The organism is Pseudarthrobacter sp. fls2-241-R2A-127, assembly GCF_030209355.1.
GTDB lineage: Bacteria > Actinomycetota > Actinomycetes > Actinomycetales > Micrococcaceae > Arthrobacter.
In genome coordinates this window covers 244,515-263,766 of sequence record NZ_JARVSF010000013.1, presented here as the reverse complement: position 1 = coordinate 263,766, position 19,252 = coordinate 244,515, and the positions used below count along the sequence as shown (strand labels likewise).

19 protein-coding genes are annotated in these 19,252 nt (G+C 65.6%); 3 read left to right on the top strand and 16 right to left on the bottom strand.

Annotated features, from left to right (window positions below; genetic code table 11):
* Positions 1-25: 25 nt before the first annotated feature.
* The 7 genes from QRN53_RS11580 to QRN53_RS11550 all read right to left on the bottom strand — a co-directional run bounded on the left by QRN53_RS11580 (position 26) and on the right by QRN53_RS11550 (position 10,936).
* Entirely contained in the window at positions 26-2,815 is a 2,790-nt protein-coding gene (locus QRN53_RS11580) for an AAA family ATPase (RefSeq protein ID WP_056387452.1), read from the bottom strand.
* Between the two features lie 328 nt (positions 2,816-3,143).
* Positions 3,144-3,353, bottom strand: coding sequence for a hypothetical protein (locus tag QRN53_RS11575; protein ID WP_142133563.1), 210 nt, complete (start codon positions 3,351-3,353; stop codon positions 3,144-3,146).
* 106 nt (positions 3,354-3,459) lie between these two features.
* Positions 3,460-5,403, bottom strand: a complete 1,944-nt coding sequence (locus QRN53_RS11570) for an AAA family ATPase (protein ID WP_082581620.1) — start codon at positions 5,401-5,403, stop codon at positions 3,460-3,462.
* A 147-nt stretch (positions 5,404-5,550) separates the two neighbouring features.
* Positions 5,551-7,242: a vWA domain-containing protein gene (locus tag QRN53_RS11565; protein ID WP_056387459.1), complete on the bottom strand. Its 1,692-nt coding sequence runs from the start codon at positions 7,240-7,242 to the stop codon at positions 5,551-5,553.
* A 103-nt stretch (positions 7,243-7,345) separates the two neighbouring features.
* Entirely contained in the window at positions 7,346-8,590 is a 1,245-nt protein-coding gene (locus tag QRN53_RS11560; RefSeq protein ID WP_056387461.1) for an AAA family ATPase, read from the bottom strand.
* Between the two features lie 220 nt (positions 8,591-8,810).
* Positions 8,811-9,842: a hypothetical protein gene (locus QRN53_RS11555; RefSeq protein ID WP_056387464.1), complete on the bottom strand. Its 1,032-nt coding sequence runs from the start codon at positions 9,840-9,842 to the stop codon at positions 8,811-8,813.
* A 137-nt stretch (positions 9,843-9,979) separates the two neighbouring features.
* Positions 9,980-10,936 (bottom strand): hypothetical protein, encoded by a 957-nt coding sequence (locus QRN53_RS11550; protein WP_056387467.1) that lies wholly within the window; start codon positions 10,934-10,936, stop codon positions 9,980-9,982.
* Between the two features lie 171 nt (positions 10,937-11,107).
* On the opposite strand from QRN53_RS11550, the gene QRN53_RS11545 reads away from it, so the two are divergent.
* Entirely contained in the window at positions 11,108-11,665 is a 558-nt protein-coding gene (locus QRN53_RS11545) for a LysM peptidoglycan-binding domain-containing protein (protein ID WP_056387469.1), read from the top strand.
* A gap of 70 nt (positions 11,666-11,735) precedes the next feature.
* On the opposite strand, the gene QRN53_RS11540 is transcribed toward QRN53_RS11545, so the two are convergent.
* From QRN53_RS11540 to QRN53_RS11510, 7 genes are all read right to left on the bottom strand, one after another.
* Positions 11,736-12,077, bottom strand: coding sequence for a hypothetical protein (locus QRN53_RS11540; protein ID WP_056387472.1), 342 nt, complete (start codon positions 12,075-12,077; stop codon positions 11,736-11,738).
* Entirely contained in the window at positions 12,070-12,372 is a 303-nt protein-coding gene (locus QRN53_RS11535; RefSeq protein WP_056387475.1) for a hypothetical protein, read from the bottom strand. The genes QRN53_RS11540 and QRN53_RS11535 overlap by 8 nt, the downstream gene beginning before the upstream one ends.
* A 217-nt stretch (positions 12,373-12,589) precedes the next feature.
* On the bottom strand, positions 12,590-13,117 hold the full coding sequence (locus QRN53_RS11530; RefSeq protein ID WP_285244022.1) for a hypothetical protein: 528 nt from the start codon (positions 13,115-13,117) through the stop codon (positions 12,590-12,592).
* A 169-nt stretch (positions 13,118-13,286) separates the two neighbouring features.
* Entirely contained in the window at positions 13,287-13,694 is a 408-nt protein-coding gene (locus QRN53_RS11525; protein ID WP_142938874.1) for a hypothetical protein, read from the bottom strand.
* Positions 13,695-13,834: 140 nt separating this feature from the next.
* Positions 13,835-14,473: a hypothetical protein gene (locus QRN53_RS11520; protein WP_056387484.1), complete on the bottom strand. Its 639-nt coding sequence runs from the start codon at positions 14,471-14,473 to the stop codon at positions 13,835-13,837.
* Positions 14,470-15,591 carry a hypothetical protein gene (locus QRN53_RS11515; RefSeq protein WP_056387487.1) on the bottom strand — a complete coding sequence of 374 codons (1,122 nt, stop codon included), beginning with the start codon at positions 15,589-15,591 and terminating at the stop codon, positions 14,470-14,472. Before QRN53_RS11515 ends, QRN53_RS11520 begins: the two co-directional genes overlap by 4 nt.
* Positions 15,591-16,067 (bottom strand): hypothetical protein, encoded by a 477-nt coding sequence (locus QRN53_RS11510; protein ID WP_144599824.1) that lies wholly within the window; start codon positions 16,065-16,067, stop codon positions 15,591-15,593. The genes QRN53_RS11515 and QRN53_RS11510 overlap by 1 nt, the downstream gene beginning before the upstream one ends.
* A 197-nt stretch (positions 16,068-16,264) precedes the next feature.
* On the opposite strand from QRN53_RS11510, the gene QRN53_RS11505 reads away from it, so the two are divergent.
* Positions 16,265-16,963: an SDR family NAD(P)-dependent oxidoreductase gene (locus QRN53_RS11505; RefSeq protein ID WP_056387495.1), complete on the top strand. Its 699-nt coding sequence runs from the start codon at positions 16,265-16,267 to the stop codon at positions 16,961-16,963.
* Between the two features lie 2 nt (positions 16,964-16,965).
* Positions 16,966-18,051: a hypothetical protein gene (locus tag QRN53_RS11500; RefSeq protein ID WP_056387497.1), complete on the top strand. Its 1,086-nt coding sequence runs from the start codon at positions 16,966-16,968 to the stop codon at positions 18,049-18,051.
* On the opposite strand, the gene QRN53_RS11495 is transcribed toward QRN53_RS11500, so the two are convergent.
* Positions 18,048-18,737: a class I SAM-dependent methyltransferase gene (locus tag QRN53_RS11495; protein ID WP_056387501.1), complete on the bottom strand. Its 690-nt coding sequence runs from the start codon at positions 18,735-18,737 to the stop codon at positions 18,048-18,050. The genes QRN53_RS11500 and QRN53_RS11495 overlap by 4 nt on opposite strands.
* Before the next feature lie 160 nt (positions 18,738-18,897).
* Positions 18,898-19,245, bottom strand: a complete 348-nt coding sequence (locus QRN53_RS11490; protein WP_056387504.1) for a hypothetical protein — start codon at positions 19,243-19,245, stop codon at positions 18,898-18,900.
* Positions 19,246-19,252 lie beyond the last annotated feature (7 nt).

The following is a 19,252-nucleotide window of genomic DNA, read 5'->3' as shown; positions in this document are numbered from 1 at the left end:
GGAGCGCCCGCGCCGGTGCCGTCGGTCAGACGGCTTCTGCGACCTGCTGCTGGTCGCCGGCGGTACCGGCGTCCTCGTCGTCGACCAGAAGGGTCGGGTCGATGCCCGCAGCGCGCTGCGCGTTCTTCTCGTCACGCTCGGTGAGGGCGTTGACGATCTGTTCGTAGCTGCTCTGGATCGGCGGGTTCTTCGCCGTGCCGTAGGAGAGCACGTACTGGCTCTTCATGGCGCGCGTGAACGCGACGTAGAACATCCGCTTGGTGTCCTGGGTCATCTTCGCGTCCTCCTTGTAGAGGACGACGACGTTGTCGAACTCGAGGCCTTTGGCACCGTGGATCGTCGAGACGACGAGGTCGGCCTTGGACTCGAGGTTCTTCCGCTTGCGCTCCTGGTTCTTCTGCTTGTTCACGTTCAGCTTCTGCTGGTTGCGCGTGATCTCGAAGGACAGGAGGTTGTCGCGGAGCCGGTCGAAGAACACGTTCGCAGGCAGGCTGCCCTGGTTGCACAGGGCCACCCAGCCGTTGATCGCGGCGCTGTTCTCGACCCACCACTCGGAGATGGTGCGCAGGATTGCCTTCTCGACGTTGACGTTTCCGGCATTCTTCGTCAGCTTGCCCATGTTGTCCTTGATCCCCTGGGAGACCACGAACGAGGCGTTGGCCGGCTGCACCTGCAGGACGTCGTTCCAGAAGAACTTGATGTACTTCGAGAAGATGTCCGTGGCGTAGACGCGGTCGCTGACGAGCGAGGCCACGTGCTTATTCGGGTAGGCCTTCTCGAGCACTTCCTGGATCAGCGCCACCTCACGGCGGGCGTAGGCCAGGAAGGCCACCTGCTCGCCGCGGTCCAGGCAGGCCTGAACGTACTCCGGGATCACCGTGTTGCGCACGAGCGGCTGCAGGTCTTTGGCGATGAAGCCGGTCAGGCGGGCCACCTCGTGGTAGTTGAGGGTGACCTTCTCCTGGAAGGAGTCGACCGTGGGCACCGCCAGCGAGTTGGCCTGCAGCTGGATGTTGGCGAACTGGTTGGTCTCCAGACCGCCAAGCACGACGTTCGCGAAGTCGAGAATCTCCTGGTTGCTCCGGTAATTCGTCGTGAGCCGGAAGGTCGCGAAGACCCCCGAGCCCTCCAGCGTGTTGAGCGCCCTCGGGTTGGCCGAGCGGAACTCGTACAGCGTCTGGCTGGCGTCGCCGACGATGAACAGCGACTGGGCGTGCTTGGTGATGTACTTCAGCACGTAGATGAACTCGAAGACCGAGTTGTCCTGGACCTCGTCGATGATCAGGTACTTGCTCTGCACGTGGGCAGGCTCGGACATGTCATCGATCTTCTGGTAGCAGATGATGATCTGCAGCTCCAGCGAGGTCTGCTCGATGCGGTCGAGCAGCGCGATCACCTCGTCGAAGTGGTTCTCGACGAAGGTGTTCAGGGCCGTGAACGCGCCGGTCTTGTTCTGGTCGACCTCCAGCAGGCGGTGTCGGAACGTCGCCGCGAACTGGCTGTTCGGGTAGAAGATGTCGATCGAGTTGATGATCGTGTCGATGGCCGAGACCTTGTGGGTCGGGTGGTTCATCGAATAGATGTCGATGATCATCTTGGCGATCGTCATCGAGCCGACGTTCGGGTTCTTCTCCGTGATGTTGTCGGCCGCGGCGTTGGTGAACGACAGGACGGTGATGTCGCTGGCGGGCACCCCGCAGGTCTCGAGGTACTTGATGCGCTCGAGGATCACGGTCGACTTGCCTGTGCCCGCGCCTGCCTGCGTCATCACGAGCGGCTCGTGCGTGCTGAGCGCGTCGAGCTGCTGCTTGGACAGGTGCGGCGGGAAGACCGGGGCCGTGGCCGGCTGGGGCGGCGTGATGAGCTGGCCCTTCATGCGCTCCAGGTGGTCGAGGGTGTGGTTCATCAGCAGGCTGAGGTTCTGCTTGGACAGCTTCGCCGCGATCGGCGCGGAGAACGTGGTGTCCAGCTGCTGGTGGATCCGGCGGTAGGCCTCCAGCGGGACGTTGTAGTTCTCCAGGTAGCGCAGCTGCACCGCGAGCATGTTCAGCTGCTCCTCGGTGGGGCTGGCCGGCATGTCCTGCACGTACTGGCAGACGGTGTCCGAGATGGCCTCGGAGTCCCAGATCTGGGCCAGGCGCGTGATGCGCTCGTAGATCGGGTACTCGTCCATCCAGTCGGCGAGCTTGTCGAGGTTGGTGGCACTCAACCCTGCGGCCGAGAGCACATCCTCGATGACGTCGCGGGCATTCTCTGCGGGGCTGGTGTCCCACTGCAGGAACACCGCCGCGTCGTGGTTACCGTAGCCGATGGAGCGGGATACCGATACGGCACGCTCGGGCTCGGCCAAGCCCTGCTTGAGGAAGTAGAGCTCCAGGCGGTACTGGATCACCAGGTCACGGCGGATCTTGTCGCCGGACTTGTCCTCGTACACGGTCAGGGCCTGGGGGGTCATGTCGAAGTGCACGTCCCAGGAGTTGGTCGGCGTGGCGATGTCGAGCTCGAAGCGGTCATCGACATGCGGTACCGGCAGCGTGAACGACCCGCCCGAGAGCAGGGAGCGGCGCGTGATCGGGGCCAGCGGCACCAGCGCGGTGGTGATGTCGTGGTGGGTCGAGCTCTGCTTGACCTCGATGTCGCGGTCAACCGCGTAGGCGGTGTTGGTCGCAGTGTTGATCGGCCGCAGGCTCTCATTGAGCAGGCCGGTCTTCTTGCCGGACCCGGTCAGGCGCGAGGAGAAGAACTTCGGGTCGACGGTCTTCTGGGCAGCGACGGCGGCTGCGGAAAGGTCGATGTCGTCAAGCAGAATAGGCATGGTGTCGTCTTTCTTCGAACGAATCAGTAGGCGGGTCGAGAGGGTTTGTCGAATGGAAGCCGCATAGACCATGCTCACAGGAGACGAATGGTCAGTCGAATGCTCGTAGACGAGCGCTTGGGTCACGGGCGCGGGCATGAGAGCGGGAGGGCTCGCCTCTGGCGACGAGCCCTCCCGCGCTCCTCTCAACCCACCCGTCAGGGGCCGTGAGGCCCCTGAATCCGGGCGCGGCGGCGTCAGCCCCGCGGACCCGGACACCGCGCACTACCCATGCGCGCGGCGGTCAATCGCAGGCTCACCTCTTGGGTAGGCCCGGCGGGAAGCACCTTCAGTCGGCGTTCCAGGGATTGGCCTTGGTGACGGACCCGGAGGGGTCCACCTCGACAAGGCCGAGCATGAGTGCGAGATCACGGCAGTCGGCCGCGTCCGCCGAGTGGGCGGAGACCAGCAGCAGTGCGTCGCCGCAGATCTGCTCGCTCCTGTCTTCGGGCTGTGCCGAACGGACTGTGCCGACGGCGGTGGTGGTCGTGGTGGTCATGGCAGTGACGTCCTTCTTCCTGTGTTCGAACGCGGTGCGCGCACGCACGAGCGCCCCCACCCCAGGTATCCGGGACAGGGGCGCTCGAACGCAGTGTGGTGCCGGATCAATCGACGGCCAGCGGCTCCGGCTCGTCGGAGACGGCGGCTGCGGGTGGGATGAACGCAGTCGACGCAGCCGACGCAGCCTGGGCGGCGAGCAGCCGGTCCTCGATCCACACGCGCACGGCCTTGCCGGCCGGACGCGCACCCTGGGAGTCGACGTAGGTTTCCTCGGCGACGGCACGCAGCTCGTCGTCGGGGATCGACGCGGGCAGCGTCTGGCCCAGGCGGGGCCTGGCGTCCAGGATCCGTTCGCGCTGGCGGCTGTACTCCGCCGCGAGGATTTCCCGGTAGGCCTGCTCGTCGACCGGGTTGAAACCCACGACGAGTGAGAACCGCCCGAGCAGCTCTGCGTCGAAGAACTGAGCCAGCTCCTTGGTCAGGGACCGGTGGGAGACCGCCGGCGGGGCCGAGCCGAAGCCGACCGGCTTGCGGTTCAGGGCTTCCCGCGCGGCGTTGGTCGTGCAGATCACCAGCGCCTTGGAGAAGTCCAGCACCTTGCCGTGGGCGTTGCGGATGTAGCCCTCGTCGAAGGCCGAGAGGAATAGCCGCTGCACGGCTTTGTCCGCCTTCTCGAACTCGTCGAGCAGGATCACCCGGTGGGGGTTGGACTCGAGCGTGTCGAACGGCAGCTCGCGGTTGGAGTCCGAGCCCACGTAGCCGGGAGGTGCCCCGACGATCTTCGCGGTGTCCGAGGGAGTGTGGAACTCCGTCATGTTCAGAATGATCGGCTCGGTGCCGGTCATCTGCTCCGCAATGATCTTCGCGGTCTCGGTCTTGCCCACGCCCGAGGCTCCGGCGAGCATCCAGGTTGTCGGGGTCGACGTCGGGAACAGGTCCAGCTCCTCGCGGGCCAGGCGGTCCACGAGCTTCTCGAGCACGTCGTCCTGTCCGCGCAGGCGGCCCAGCAGGGTCGCCCGGAGGGTTGCGACGTCGAAATCCGGACGCTGGGCGTTTCCGGTCATCAGACGCTTGGCCACGTCCAGGACGCGTTTGGTAGTCAGCGGCACCTGCGGGATCGACCGCAGGGTGTTCACGAGTGCCGTGTCTCCGGCTGCCTCGGCCTGGACGATGAGCTTCTTCTGCTCCAGCACACGGTCGGCCATCGCCCGGTCCAGCAGCGTGATGGCGCTGTCGGGGCGGTGCTGCCCGGCACGGGAGTTCTCCTCCGCGATCCGGACCGTCTCCGCCAGGACATCGTCGGAAACCGCGATCTGGTGGCGGTAGTGCGCCACCAGGCCCGGACGGACACTGCCGAGCACCGTGAGGGTTTGCTCGACGGTCAGTTCGTCGACGATGAGCGGGGTGAAGCGCCGCGCGAAGGCAGGGTCGTCGTCGAAGGCCCGGGACTCCGTGGAGGTGGTGGCACCGATGACGCGCATGTCGCCGCGGGCCAGGGCAGGTTTGAGCACCTGCGAGACCTTTCGCAGCACCGAGTCGGTGTGGGAGGTGGATCCACCGGTGATTTGGTGGATCTCGTCCATGAACAGGATGACCTTGTTCTTGGGGTCTGAGGCGAAGTCGATGACGGCCTGGACCTTCTCCTCCAGCTGCCCGACGATGCCGGAGCCGGCGACGAGGTTGGTGATGGGCAGCTCGTAGACGGTGAAGCCCTTGAGCTGGTCGGGGATGAGGGTGTCGCCCAGGGCGATCCGGCGGGCGATGTCCTCGACGATCCGGGTCTTACCAACGCCGGCGGAGCCCTTCAGGAGCACGTTCGGCTTGTTCCGGCTGATCAGGACGGAGAGGACCTGCTCGATGAGCGCGTCGCGGAACATCGTCGGGTCGGCGTTCTTGAACTTCTCGTTGTAGTCGACGAGGAGCTCCTTGACGGCGTCGTCGGACTGGCCGCCCTGGCTGGGGATGCCGCCCATGGGCGGGAAGCTCGGAGGCGTGCCGCCGCTGTTCGTGTCGTCGTCGGAGCCCGACGTGAAGTTGTTGAGGCCCATCGCGGGTCCCTCCTTCGGTGGGGTTCGCCGGGCGGCGCGCTGGGTGGGCGCGCCGGGATGCCCGGCAGGGTTACGGGTAGGTCTGAGGGAGGAGGAGACGCCGGCCGGTTCGGCCGGTCGGCGTCTCCCCTGTGGCCGGGAGCAGGATCAGAGGACCATGCCCAGCAGCTTCTGCCGGATGCTCGGGTCGATGTGCTGCATGCCGTTCGCGTACGCCTCGGCGGAACGGACCATGTACTTCCAGTCCATGGCCGAGCACGGGGCGTAGTAGAGGTTCGGCGGGTGCTCCTCGCGTCTCGAGGGCGGAGACCACTCGAAGTCGGTGATCATCAGCGACAGCCGGCGCTTGCGCACCGGGGAGGCGTTGATGTAGTCCCACACCTGCTTGAACTCGGTGCCGCCGGTGACCTTGGGCACCTTCCGGAACTCCTGCCAGATCTGCCGCGTCGACTTGTTCTCGACCTTCAGCAGCGTCTCCTGGGAGAGCATGTGGCTGAAGGAGTTGAAGTACAGGTTGACGTTGAGCTTCTTGGCGATCCGGATGAGCATCAGCACCGCCTCCTGGTAGTTCTCCTCGGAGATCGACCCGGAGGTGTCGATGAAGACGTGCAGGTCGGGCATGTACTGCACCGAGGTGATCCGGCCCGGCTTGTTGAAGTCGTCCGGGTTGCGGCGGTTGGCCTTGAGGAAGGTCGTCTTCGTCGTCCGGTAGACGTTCTGGGACTTGTTGACCTTGCCCATGCGCTTGAGCACCCGGGTGATGTCCTTGAACAGGTCCAGCTTCGTGGGCGGGGCCTTGCGGAACTTCACCTGGGCCGAGCGCGAGCCCGGCTGTCCCGGCTGCTGCCGTGCGCCCATGGCAGCGGCCCTGGCAGCTGCTCGCGGGAGCGAGGTCAGCTTGGACAGCGCGGCGTTGGAGACGACTTTCACGGGTGAGGCGAGGGACTGGTTGATGAGGTTCCACTCCCCCGTTACCTTTGCGGCGGTGGCGCGGGCGTGGGCCTCGACGTTGACCAGGACCAGCGACCGCGGGCAGAACAGCTCCCCGACGGTAAACGGCATGATGCCGGTGTCGAGGGCGGCCGCGCCTGTTGAGGCGGCCTTGCGCTGCTGGTCGACGTAAGTCATCAGCATGCGGATGACCAGCCGGGCGAAAGAGAACTCGTCGTTGCCGTCGGAGTCGTCCTTGCGCAGCAGCAGCGATTCGGTCAGCCCCTTGAGCGAGAGGTTCGCGAAGTCGTTCAGCAGCCGGAGGGTGTCCGCCGGCATCGCGTTCGCGCCGGCCATCGTCTGCACCTGCTGGTTCAGCCAGATCTTGAAGCCGTCGAACGCGGCAGAGGACTGGAACCAGAACCCGAGGGTATTCGGGTGGTAGGTGTAGGCGACGGAGGCGAAGAAGGCGCTCTCGTCGGCGGAGCCTGCGAGCAGGCCCTTGGCCGCGGGGATGACATCGTTCTGGGCTGAGTAAAGGACCCGGGCTGACGGCGCGGGCCACTTGTTCTGCTGCCCGGCCTGGACAGCGAACAGTTCGCCCACCGGCAGGGGCGTGCCCTGGTCATAGCTGACCATGGTCTGCCCGAGCAGCGCCTTGGCGTTCTTCTCGGCGGCCGGGTCCATCGTCTCGCCGAGGCAGCGCATGACGATGTCCAGGACGTCGCCGGTGATGTCGTGGCCCGAGCCGTCGACGATGCTCGCCGGAGCGCTGGGGTTCAGCGGCTCCAGCAGCGGGTCGACCAGGACCTTCTGGATGGCCGGCATGGGGTCGTAGTCGCCCGTGCACGAGATCGTGTGCAGGGCGTCGAGCACCGCCGGCTTCTGGTTCGTGACGGTGATCGTCATCGTGGTCTCCTAATGCGGTCTGAGGCGACGGGTGTCGTGGGATGGCGGGGGACGCTCCGGAACGGAGCCGGTGGCGTCCCCCGCCGCCCGGTGCCGGGTCGGCTCAGAGGAAGGCCGACAGGGACGGCTTGACCGCGGCCACGATCGGCGAGTCGACCTCGAGGAAGGCCTCCAGGTTCTGCCGGTCGAACTGCCCGGTGGTCACCAGCTCGAACAGGGTGCGCGTGTGCTCCGGCTCAATCTGGACGGCGGCCTGCGCCAGCTGCTCGATGAGGCGCGAGTTGTCATCCTTCTCCTTCATCGCGTAGAGCAGCGAGCCGGAGACCTCGTTCTGGGTCAGGCCCGAGATCTGCGCGGCGAGGTCGGTGACCGTGCCCGCGGACTTGAGGGTCGCGTAGCAGTTCGGCTTTGGCACGTTGACTCGGTTGTGTGCCGGGCCGCCCGAGTTCGATGCGAGGTCTTCGGCGATGACCGCCACGAGCTGGGTGGTGAACATGGTGTCGCCGGTGAAGGCCTCGATCGCCTCGTTGAGCAGCGAGGTGTCGCGGCCGCCGATCTGGACCGGGGTCGCCAGGTGGCTTGCCAGCTCCTGGCGGTCGACGCGGTTCAGCCACCGGGAGAGGTGGTCGATGGTGCGCGGCGTGGTGAGCTGGTTCATCTCCTCGCCGCCGTCGAACAGCTCGGCCATGGTGACGTTGCCGTCGTCATCGTCGTCATCGCGGCCGTCGGCCACGATGGAGTTCGGCGTCGACTTCTGGAAGATGAGTCCGGGGTGCTGGGTGAGGACTTTCTTCACCCAGGGGTTGAGCGCGTCACCGAGGACGGACATGAGGGTCGTCGCATCGGGCTCGACGTGGAAGATCGCGAAGCGCGACAGCGAGGCCTCGTCGAGAGTCGTGACGTTACCCTTGTCGTTGCCCGCCACGATGAGGCGCACGTTCTCCGGCAGTTCGATGTGGCCCATGCGCCGCAGGGTCACCAGGGTGAGCGCGCCGGAGGTCACGTCCGAGGTCGTGCGGTTGATCTCGTCGAGGAAGAGGATCGGCCACTCGCGCGGGTTCTCCAGCGCGTAGTCGATGCACTCCTGAATGACCTGGTGCGGGTAAAAGACCTGCTTGTAGGACTGTGTCCCGTCGGTCTTCTCGTAGGGCACCAGGCGCGCGCCGGTGAGGTCGGCCTTGTCGGCGAGCTGGTTGCAGGGCAGGACGAAGGCTTTGGTGCCCATCGAGTAGGCGAGAGCCTCGACGAAGGAGGACTTGCCGATACCGGGCTCGCCCATGAGCGCGGGCGTGGCCCCGACCTCGAGGGACTGCTGGATCAGAGTCGTCAGGGTGTCGTTGAACTTCATGGGAATGTCTTTCTGGTCGTGGGTGAGCTGTGAGCAGGTGAGACGGGAGACGGACCCACGGCAGGGCTGAGCGCCGTACGGGACATGTCGGAAGCAGGGCCACAAGGCCCGGTGACGGGGGCGGTCGGGCTCAGAAGCCCACCGCCTCCCCATCCCCGATCGGGCTCCGCCCGATCCAGTCCTTGTTCCACCGCCAAACCGATGGGCAACCCCCAAAGGTTCACCCCGCCTCGGCGGAGGCTTCCCGTGCCGCCACCAGGGCAGCGGCACGGTCCAGCAGGAACGGCCTGCCGTTGCGCATCTGGGCGTGCTTGGGCCGAGGCTCGATCACCGCCAGCGAGGTCTTGTACAGCAGCCAGGCCTCGTCACCGGAGGAGAACTGCGCGCCGAAGGACCGGTAGGTGCGCAACGGCAGCTGCATGCCGGTGTAGAGGACACCCAGGACGGAGAACTCCCAGCGGGAGCGGTCGTTGTCGAAGTCCTCGGGCGTCTTCAGCCGGTCGCGGGAGCCGGCGAGTGTCTGCTCGACGATGGCCTCGGCGTACGGGATGTCGGGCATTTCGCCGTCCGTGCCGACGGCGGTCGAGGGGATGCTGATGCTTGGCTTGGCCTTGGCGGCGAGGTCTGCATACAGGTCCGCCACCGAAGAGAACCGGTCGGAGGCTGGTCGCGCCGCAACGTGTTCGACGATCCGCTGCGGCACCGGGTTGCGGGTGAACGTGCACCAATGGTCCAGGAGGACCTCGTACCAGCCGTGCTCCTCGCGCAGGACGCGCTTGTCAGCGGCGATCGGGAAGTCGTGGAGGTTGGCAGGCAGCGGGGCGACCAGGTGGAAGCCCCGGCCCGACATCGACAGCTCCGAGTACAGGATTCCGGGCAGGCGCAGGATGTCTGCGGCCACGTCCGGCGGGCAACCGGGCTCGACGTCGATCACGATCAGACCGTCGGAGGGGGCCTGCAGGTAGAAGGCAGCGTTCGCCGCGTTCGGCAGTGTGGCGGCCAGCTGGTCGAGAGTGAGCAGGCAGGTCGCGTCCAGGGCGAAAGCTCCGCGCAGGGGGCCTGCGTGGCGGCAGCCCGGATTGCAGCCGTCGAGCAGGTGCCGCACATCGATCGGTGCCTTGCGGCCGGAGTCCTCGTCGTCGAGCTCGCCGAGCCGGCCGGAGATGGTCCAGCGGCAGGCGGTCGCCAGGGCGCGAATCGCGGGGTTGTCATAGAAGCTGGGGAAGATCGCGCGGGGATCGACGGCGGTCACATCAATGCCTTCTTGTCGGGAGCGGATGAAAACAGGGCCGGGTTGCACTCCGGCCCTGAAAGACGAGACCCCCGTACGGCATGGATGCCTGCACGGGGGTCTCGTCTGGGGGTTCGGTCGGTCGGATCGGCCTTGGATCAGCCCTGGTAGGTGATTCCGGCCTGCTGGGCATCGCCGGAGCCGCCCCACGGGCCCTGGCCGGCGGGAGCACCCACGGCCGAACCCGCGTTCTTCAACTCGGCGTTCTCACGCTCGAGGCGGGCGAGCTTCTGCTCGGGCGTCTCCTGCTGCGGCTGCACCGCGGGGACCGGGGCGGCAACCGGAGCCACGGCAGGGGCCGCCTGCGGAGTCACCGCGACCGGTTCGGTCAGGACCTGCGCGTGGGCCTGGGCGGGGACCGGAGCCGCGACTGAAGCCGCGACGGCGGGCTGCGGGGCCGGGAAGGACAAGCCGTCCTCGACCTCGGTGGCGACCGGCTCCTCGCCGTTGCCGACGGCGGAGCCCGAGCCCGGCTGGGCCTGGACCGCGCGGGGCGGGGCGTTGAAGACGATGCCGCGGGCCGCGAGCTCCCCGCTGGCGACGCCGCCGGCGTTGTAGTAGCGCGGGGTCTCGTGCACAATCACCTGGTCGAGCGACAGGCCGCGGTTGGCGAAGTTCTTCGGCTTGTAGACGCGGAGCACGAGCGTCACGTCCAGTCCCTGTGCCAGCTCCTGGCCGGAGGTGTCCTGGTCGTAGGTGCCATCACCCTTCTCGGACGGGATCGCGATGATCGGCAGGTTCGTGCCCTTGGAGTCGATCGAGTAGTTCGCGCCCGAGGCTGGGTTCTTCTTCGAGGTGTAGCGGCGCTCGGAGACGAACTGCTCCTCGACCGTGGGGTTCGCCGGGTCGGCGAACTGCACCTCGGCCTCGGTGATCGTCGCCGTGGTGTGCGGCTTGCCCACGGGGCTCATGCCGTTCTGGACCTTGCGCTGGTCGCTGGCGGCGAGGGCAGCACCCTCGATGAGGCTGGTCAGCCGGGCGAAGGCGAGCTTGCCGCGGATGAAGACGCTGGTGCCCTCGGTGAGCTGGTTGGCGGAGATGGAGTAGTTGGCCATGGTGGTGGGTTCCTTCTGTTGAGTGATTCGGTGGTTCGTGGCGGCCCGTCGGACTGGTCTATGACTCGTCTATTCCTTCTCCTATTCTATCAAGAGGCACTGGACTACGAGTAGAATGTGCATGAGGACTCGAATGGTCACAAATGGTGAGCTGGATAGAGAGGGACAGGGATGACGGATACGATGCACAGGCCCGAGGAGAAGGTCGCTGATGCGGCTCCCCCGGCCCGGGTGGCGGTGCAGCGGCGGGACCGGCTTGGGCCCCTGGGCTATGGCGGTGGACCGGTGCTGGCGGCCGGGATCATGGCCGGTGGCGCGCTGCTGTTCGCCGGCTGGGGCGCGACGCAGCTCCTCACTGCTGACCGGAGCCCGGCGAGCGATGCGGCGGCAGCTTCCCAGCACGAGGAGGGCACCGTGACGGTGACCTTGCCGGACCGGGACCGCAACGGGGTCCCGGACGCCTTCGAGGCCAAGGCCGGTAACGGCAGCTCTGCGGACGGCCAGGGTTCGGGCACCTCGGCGTCGGGCAAGGGCGACGAGGACAAGCCGGCGCAGGTCCCCGAGCCGAAGCCACAGCCGCGGGTGTATGTGATCCAGTGGGGTGACACCCTCACGGAGATCTCGGCGGAGACCGGAGTGCCGATCGGGGCCCTGGTCGAGAAGAACCGGATCCAGGATCCGAATCTCATCTACGCCGGGGCCTCGCTGCTCATCCCGCCCACGGCGTGAGAGCAGGCCTGGGGCCCGGACTGCGCCGACCTTCAGCGCAGTCCAGGCCTCTTGCTGTGTCCGGAAACGGTCAGTCGGCGGGTCCTGCAAGCATCTGCTGCAGCGATCGCAGCCGCGTCAGCTCGGCCTGCATGCGGGCGACGTCGTCCGGCGCGTAGTCCTGGGGGTAGTCGAGCTTGTACTCGGCGAGCAGCTCGATCTTGGCGGCGAGGAGGTCCGGCACGCCGAGTTCGTCGATCAGGGCCCGGGTGAAGGCCCGGAACGCGTCCTCGTGGGTGATCGCCGCGCCCTGGGCCCAGCCGAGGGCTGCGAGGGCGGATTCCCCGTCCTCATGGGTGAGGCCCCGGGAGGTGACGACAGCGGCTGCGGCCTTCTCGGTGAGGCTTGCAATCGTTCCGGTCAGGTCAGTCATCGGCACCGCCGCCTTGCCCTGCGGCGCTGTCGCCGGCCGGGGGCGACGGGGTCTGGATGTCCAGCCAGATCTGCATGGCCTCCAGGACGTTCGAGACCCCGTCGCCTTCGTCGAGCGTGATCAGCTCCGTCCATCCCGACTGCGTGAGTGTCGAGACGGCGAACTCTTCCCTGGCCGCAGTCACCTGGTAGAGCCCGGAGCCGGCGACTTCGTAGATGGTCCGGCCGTGCCGGGCGGAGCCTTCGGCCCGTTCGTACTTGACGGGCAGCTGGGCTGCGCGGAGAGGGACGGTCATGGGCTACTCCTGTGGGTCGTGGCTCTCAAGAACAGACGATTCGGTAACGGTGGCCGCGCCGCGCACCGCGCGGCTGCGACCACCACGGAACGACCCCCGGGACCGGCGTGAGCCGGTCCACGGTCTTTTCCACCGGTTCCCCAGGGAAGCAAAAGACCCCGCCTCGGCCGAAGCCGGGCGGGGTCGATCGAGCGCCGGAAGAAGTGCTGCGCCGCGCTCAGGCGGCGTCTGTGTCGGCCTCACCGGGATCCTCGGCAGCGTCGTGCTTGTCAAACAGGAAACCCCGGGCCTGGCCGCTGGCCATCATGTCTCCGAGGTGCGCCAGGAGCACCGCGCGCTGCGTGGTCCGGCGGTCCTCCAACGGGTCGTAGTCGCGCAGGGCATCCAGGTTGACCACCCAGCCGTTCTCGCGTTCGACGGCTTCCTCAAGTTCGGAGCCAGCGGCGACGGTCATATCGGTGAAGTCGTGGTCGAACTCGGGTGTGACGTCGAGCCGCCGTGTCGGGTCGTCGATGTAAAGCGTGTCGCCGAACAGCAGCCCGCCGGAGCGGTCGAAGGCGGTGAGAAAGACGCGGTCGGCGCGGGAGGTGTTCTCGACATGCACGGCGGCCACGGCGTCGTTGGCGAGAAAGTCCGTCTCGCTCAGACGGGCATAGATGCGTGAGCGGACTTCGTAGCACCACATGATCGACCGGGCCTCGTCGAATCCGCGGAACTCGTCGGAGGGGGGCTGCATATCGACCATCTGATGCTCCTTCACGGGCGTGATCACCTTAGTCCGGCGGGACATCACGATGTACGGAATCGCCGGGCTGTGGTTCCCATCCTGCCACAGGAGTGGAAAAGATTCCACTCAAATACCAAACGCCGGCACGAGGAAGACGTCCGCAGGGTGGTGGGACCCCGCGGCGGGATCAGTCTTGAGCGGAATCAGGGCTCTTGGGCGGGTCGTCGAGCTGTTCGCTCTTGCGCGCCAGTTCCACAATGGCCCGGATGCTGGCCAGTGCGCCGTCGCTGAGCCCGTGCACACGCAGGGCGATGGTGCGCTCCTGCGGGGTCAGCTCCTGCTCGGTGGCGCTGTCTGGCTCGTTCTCCTCCAGGAAGTAGGACAGGGGGACGTCGAAGGCGTCGGCCAGGGCTCGGAGGTGCTGCAGGCGGGGATTGTGGGCCTCCCCCTTGCGCAGTTGCTGCAGGTAGCTGAGCGACATCGAGGAGATGCCGCGCTGCTCCATTCTCTGGACGATTTCCTGCAGGGTGACGGGGCGACCGTGTGGTCCCGCCGTCTCCGCGAACAAGCGTTCTAGTCGCTGGGCGATGGTCACGGAGCTGGATCCTCCTCGTGATTTCAGACATGAAGTCATCGAGGCGAACGGTGCACGCGACGACACCTTCATACTAGTGGAAGATCTTCCAATGCGGTGGCATCGGCACATTTCCCGCTGCGCCGGAGCGGCGGGCAGTCCTAGCCGGCGGTGGGCATGTACGCACTGGCTCCGAGCATCACGGCGGCCGCCAGGCCGGATCCGAGTGCGAGCTCGAGGCGTGTGTGGTGCTTTAGCTTCAGCCGGGCGAAGGCGACCACGGGCAGCAGGGTTGGGAGGGCAAGCAGCCACCAGGGCGAGAGCCGCATCGCCGCGAGGACGACGAGGGAGGTGAAGCAGAACGCGTGCATGGAGACTTTTGGTCCCAGGAGGGTCACTCCCCCGGCAAGGACGAGCCCGGCGACCATCGTCGGCAGGATCCACAGCAGCGGGCGCGGTGCGTCCAGCAGCACCGCCGTTGCCATGCCTCCAAGCACAGACGCCACGCAAACCAGGAAGACCCACCAGCGCTGATCGCGCCGGGTGACGTGTCGATCGGTGAGCTGCTCGCGCCGCACGGCGACATGGATGGTTGCTGTCGGGATCACTGCGCAGAAAGAGCCGATCAGGATGCCCCATCCGAGACCAACCCATGTATGCGGGTGGCCTGTGACGCCGCAGAGGACGCAGATGAGGAACACGGACACAGCGGGCGCGAACACGTCACTGAGGATCCGGGCGGCCCGGGTCGCAGGATCGCCGGCCGCGGGGATGCGGATATTCGTCCCGTTCCCGGTCATCGCCCGTCCGCCCCATTCATGGCACTCATCGCAACACGGATTTCGTAGAGGCTCTGCACAGAGGCGGCCAGGGTTTCGTCGTCTTTCAGCTTGAGCGTGCGGAGCCGGCTCAGGGCGAGTGTGAACCACCCGAGGCTGGGAACGGCGTTCTCGCCGCTGAGATGGCGCACCAGCCCCGCCGACAGGTGCGGATCCTCGGGGTGCTGCCTGTGCAGGGGTTCCAGTGCGGGGTCGTGGTCCTCGCGGATGAGTCTGAGCGCGTCGTGGGTTTCGATGGTGAGCCTTGAGAGCGTCATCAGCTGATCGAACCCCTGCCTGTCTTCGGGCGGAAGCTTTACGTCGGGGTGAAGAGTGGTGGTCGTTCGCCACAGAGGTACGACGACCTCGTGCGCGAGGCGGAGCGCGAGCCTCACCTGCGTTTCTATGCTGATGCGGCGGATGACCCCTGTTGCGAGTCCCAGGAAGAAGAAGCTGACAACGGTGACGAGGAGTTGTGTCCTCAGTTCAGTTCCGCCGACGACCGGACTGCCAAAGAGGTCCAGGAGTGATGAGCCGATGAACAGGGCAGATCCGATGGCCCCCGTAAAGACGAATGCAACCGGAAGGCGGGCGGAGAAGGGTTGGTTCTTCTGCGTCATGGTCCGCCAACAGCCGACGGCAACTACGGCAGTTGCCGCGGCGAATGCAGAGAGGTACAGGAAGTTGTAGGAGATCAGTGCCCAGGCCTGGCCGCGGGCAAGGGCGGCGTCGATGTCGACCCGGTCGTAGATGGTGCCGTCGGCATGGACGGGGATGAACCACACCAGCACGGCCTCGCCCAGGGCGATGATCCCGGCGAAGAGGTAGATGAACCGGGTTGCACGTCGTGAAAGCGGAGTCGCGCGGAACGTGAGGATGAGCAGCGCCACGGATACCTGGGCGGTCAGGATGGCAAGGCGCTTGAGGAGGTCGACGGCAGGTCCGTCTAAGGGCGGCTCCACGCCACGGCAGACCGTGGCCACGAAGAGGGCGGCACAGGTGACCCTGAGAAGGTTAACCCGGCGTCGGCGTCCTTGATACAGGGCAGAGACGATGATGATCAGGCCCATGGTGATACCGACAATGATGATCTCAGTCATCAGATCTCACCGTCCTCGTTTGATCCGGACAGGAAGGCGAGGACCTCGCTGCGTTCTTCCGATGCCCGCCGCTTCCGGTGCAGAGCATCCATCAGCCGCATGCCGGTGGTCTCGGCGCGCTTCTCCACCGGATCGTCGAACATGCTGCGCAGATGGGTGCAGTCGGTGTCGGCCCGGACGTCGCCGTGCAGGATATGGGCGAACTCGTGGAGGATTGTCTGCTCAATGTTGAGGGGCGGGAGCTCAGGGTCGTAGAAGACGTGGGCCACTCGTCCGATCACAGTAGTGAGGCCGCTGACCTCATGATGGCGCATCTCATCCGGGATGGGCCGTATCACGATCTCGAGTCCGCAAGCTGAGGCGATGGCTTTCCCGAGTGCTTCGAGGCTCAACTCGTTCGGCCAGTCGAAGAGGTCGAGCTGAGCGGGCTTCGGGGTGCAGCTGGTGGGACCGATCTTGGCAGCGCCTTTGCGCATCAGTCGGGCGAACAGGGGGTGACGGGGCTGGCCGTTCCGAGGCGTATCGGCGGTCGCAGCGGATGGAATGAAGGCAGGCATCAGCGTTCCTCTAAATAGCGAGAAGAGCGGACACCGCCTGTCGTTTGTCAACGAAGGGGTACAAGTCCAGTAAAGTTCCGTGTCACAACTTTACAACCTGGAAGGGTAAGAAAAAAATGAGCGACATGGGGAGAACTGCCCTGGTGATCGGTGCAACCCGTGGGATCGGGGCGGCCACGGCTCGAGCCCTGCTCTCCGCCGGCTACCGGACGGCGGGTACGCATCGTACCGGGGGGACCGTGCCCGAGGGGGTGCTCCCCCTCGAGATGGATGTGCGTGACGGTAATTCGATCGCAGCTGGCGTCAAGGCGGCTGCCGCCGACCTGGGTGGTCTGGATGTGCTCGTCGTCGCAGCAGGGATCACCCGCGACAAGCTGCTCATGCGGATGAGCGAGGAGGACCTGAGCGAGGTCATGCAGGTCAATGCGATCGGGCCGATGCTGGCCTGCAAGGCGGCCCTGGGGCCGATGCTGCGGCAGCGCGGCGGATCGATCGTGCTGGTTTCATCCATGTCCGTGAAGTACGGCGTTGTCGGCCAGTGCAATTACACTGCCTCCAAGGGGGCATTGGAAGCGTTTGCACGATCGATGGCCAGGGAGTACGCAGCCCGGAACATCCGGGTGAACGTTGTTGCTCCCGGCGCAACTGATACGGACATGATGGCTGATGTTGCTGAGGAGGCACGGATGGCAATGCTGGAAGGAATCCCGCTGGGTCGGTTCGGGACGGCAGATGAAGTCGCTTCGGCGATCATTCACACCGCGGAGAATACCTACATGTCGGGGGCCACTGTGCAGGTCTCAGGCGGTATTTGATCATGCAGGTCCAGCTGGATGTAGGTTCCTGGGGCCTTTTCTGCGGAAGCGACGGCAAGCAGCTGGTTCTGGTGGACGATAAGCCCTGTGGTCCGGTCTCCGCTCGGAAGCCCACGCGTGCAATTCCCAGGCGTCTTCTACTTGATGAGAACCGCATCGCCCAGGTGATGCGCAGTGGCAATGTAATTTCCGAGACAGTCCCCCATGCGGACGAGCAGTGGGCAGTTGAGGTACGGCCCGTCTTCTCTCCACGTACCTCCACGGTGATCGGTGTCCTCGCCGGCGTGGCCAAAGCGGCTGATCCGCTTCCGGAACTACCGCTGGTCGGTGGCTGGGAATGGGAGATCGAGCGTGACGCCGACGGTCAACCAACACTGCGCCGGCGCACGTACTGGGACCGGAACCTGTTTCGTATCTATGACGTCGACACAAGCGTCGCCCAGCAGCGCAGTGGCTATTGGGAAGCCGGGGAATGGGCGAGCGAGCTCATCGACCAGTCCGACCGGATGCGCGTGAACAGCCTCATCCGCGACGGCATCCAGGACGGGCTGATGGGCGTAACGGGCAAGGTCCGGTGCCTGACCTACAACATCGTCACAGGTTACGGCACGGCTTCACAGGACCGTCGGCACATGCGCCTGGTCGGCGTGATTCCGCCGATCGAGCCCGATCACGACAAGATCTATCTGCAGGGCTTCAGTTACGAGGCCCCGGAGACTTTTCACGATATGGCCTTCGAGCAAGACGCCAATGCGGGGCGCGTGGACGACGTGCTTCGCGGAGTCATGGCCCTGGCCAAGGAACCGATGGCCGTCGTCGACTCTGCAACGCTGGATGTTCTTATGACGTCGCCATCGTGGCGTCGGGAAGACTTCGGGTATGTCGGCGGCCTTGGTGAATTTGCCATTGACGCTTCAGGTGAGTTGCACAGGTTCATCGCGGCTGCGGCGAGGGATACCGCTCGTTCTCAATCGATGGGTCTGGCGCTTCGCCGGGTCGACGGTTCCGTGCAGAATGTGCGCATCACCGCCACCGGAGTCAGGTCTGGGGCTGAAGGGCGGGATGCAGTCATCAGGCTCGACTTTTAGTCGAGTCCACCTGCCCCGCCGTTTCGCAACGGGTTTCGTGCACTGAACACCGCCACGGTACCGATGACGTCGACCTTCACTTGGTCGAAGCTTCGCCGCAGTGCAGCCTCAAGTCCTGCGGCGTCGTCTTCGCGGTTGTGAAAGATGCCCAGGCGGTTGTACAGGGCCATGAAGCCGCGGCCGATGAGGTTGTGGCTCACGCCACTGCCCAGGATGGTACTGCCGAACAGCACACCGTCAGCAGCGAGCCGCTCCCCTAGGTGTTTGAAAGCTACGCCCTTGTCCGCCCAGGAGCCGGGAACGCAGTGGAAGACGTAGTTCGCCGCGATGGAATCGAATTGGCCGAGAGCCTCGGGGATCGGTTCGAGGACGTTCGCGGTCACACCTCTGGTGCTTACGTGGGTGTGGGCGAGTCTGGACGCTGCGTGCTCCACGCTGTTTTCGTTGAGGTCCATGAGTGTGATCTCAGCAGATTCGGGGAGGTCGGCATTGGCGAGGTACCAACCAGTGCCGGGACCGACATCGAGATGGCGGGTGCCGATGCAACGGTTGTACTGGTCTAGCATGAGCTGGCTGGGGCATCGCCAGGCCAGCGAATTGGAGAACTTCACGACGAGCAGGTCGTAGAAGCCCAGCACCGGCTTGCTGTAGATACCTGCGCCGCGGCGCACTTCCTGGTCGTTCATGTGATCGGAGCCTATCGGTCGAGGTCGGCGAAGTGAGGGTGAGCAGGGTGGTTTCACGAAGGAGCAAGGACGGCTGTGCTGGGGTCCGTGTCCACTGGGTAGCTCTGAGATTGCATCCTAGTGGAAGTAGTTCCACTGGTGAAGTCGAGCCGGTGCGGCGTCAGCCGAAGACCAGCTCGCCGTAGCAAGCGGTCTGAAGGATGATGTCAAGGTCTTGGACGCAGCCGAATCCGAGCTGTTCGGACTCGATGGCGGCAGAGCAGCAGAGGTGGTACCCCTTCTGCTTGGCCTTTCGAAAGGCTTCCTTGATTTGGGCGGCCGACAGCTCGTAGTCCTTGGTCTTGGACTCGTCATCAGACTCTGGATCGTCAAGTGTGATGCTCACGTGCAAGCCGTCCTCTGTCAGCTTGCTCCCGTGGTACCAGGGAAGCGCGCCACCGAAGTAGAACTCTTCGACGTCCTGCAGGACTGAAGTTGCTGATTGGGTGAAGATACCGGTGTTGGTCATGTTTCCA

Excerpts from the sequence above, each read along its gene's own strand:
- QRN53_RS11540 (WP_056387472.1), bottom strand. The coding sequence starts at position 12,077 with ATGACTGACCTGACCGGAACGATTGCAAGCCTCACCGAGAAGGCCGCA.
- QRN53_RS11505 (WP_056387495.1), top strand. The coding sequence starts at position 16,265 with ATGAGCGACATGGGGAGAACTGCCCTGGTGATCGGTGCAACCCGTGGG.
- QRN53_RS11535 (WP_056387475.1), bottom strand. The coding sequence starts at position 12,372 with ATGACCGTCCCTCTCCGCGCAGCCCAGCTGCCCGTCAAGTACGAACGG.
- QRN53_RS11510 (WP_144599824.1), bottom strand. The coding sequence starts at position 16,067 with ATGCGCAAAGGCGCTGCCAAGATCGGTCCCACCAGCTGCACCCCGAAG.
- QRN53_RS11570 (WP_082581620.1), bottom strand. The coding sequence starts at position 5,403 with ATGGGCCTCAACAACTTCACGTCGGGCTCCGACGACGACACGAACAGC.
- QRN53_RS11495 (WP_056387501.1), bottom strand. The coding sequence starts at position 18,737 with ATGAACGACCAGGAAGTGCGCCGCGGCGCAGGTATCTACAGCAAGCCG.
- QRN53_RS11575 (WP_142133563.1), bottom strand. The coding sequence starts at position 3,353 with ATGACCACCACGACCACCACCGCCGTCGGCACAGTCCGTTCGGCACAG.
- QRN53_RS11490 (WP_056387504.1), bottom strand. The coding sequence starts at position 19,245 with ATGACCAACACCGGTATCTTCACCCAATCAGCAACTTCAGTCCTGCAG.
- QRN53_RS11515 (WP_056387487.1), bottom strand. The coding sequence starts at position 15,591 with ATGACTGAGATCATCATTGTCGGTATCACCATGGGCCTGATCATCATC.
- QRN53_RS11550 (WP_056387467.1), bottom strand. The coding sequence starts at position 10,936 with ATGGCCAACTACTCCATCTCCGCCAACCAGCTCACCGAGGGCACCAGC.
- QRN53_RS11565 (WP_056387459.1), bottom strand. The coding sequence starts at position 7,242 with ATGACGATCACCGTCACGAACCAGAAGCCGGCGGTGCTCGACGCCCTG.
- QRN53_RS11560 (WP_056387461.1), bottom strand. The coding sequence starts at position 8,590 with ATGAAGTTCAACGACACCCTGACGACTCTGATCCAGCAGTCCCTCGAG.
- QRN53_RS11500 (WP_056387497.1), top strand. The coding sequence starts at position 16,966 with ATGCAGGTCCAGCTGGATGTAGGTTCCTGGGGCCTTTTCTGCGGAAGC.
- QRN53_RS11545 (WP_056387469.1), top strand. The coding sequence starts at position 11,108 with ATGACGGATACGATGCACAGGCCCGAGGAGAAGGTCGCTGATGCGGCT.
- QRN53_RS11580 (WP_056387452.1), bottom strand. The coding sequence starts at position 2,815 with ATGCCTATTCTGCTTGACGACATCGACCTTTCCGCAGCCGCCGTCGCT.
- QRN53_RS11530 (WP_285244022.1), bottom strand. The coding sequence starts at position 13,117 with ATGGTCGATATGCAGCCCCCCTCCGACGAGTTCCGCGGATTCGACGAG.
- QRN53_RS11520 (WP_056387484.1), bottom strand. The coding sequence starts at position 14,473 with ATGACCGGGAACGGGACGAATATCCGCATCCCCGCGGCCGGCGATCCT.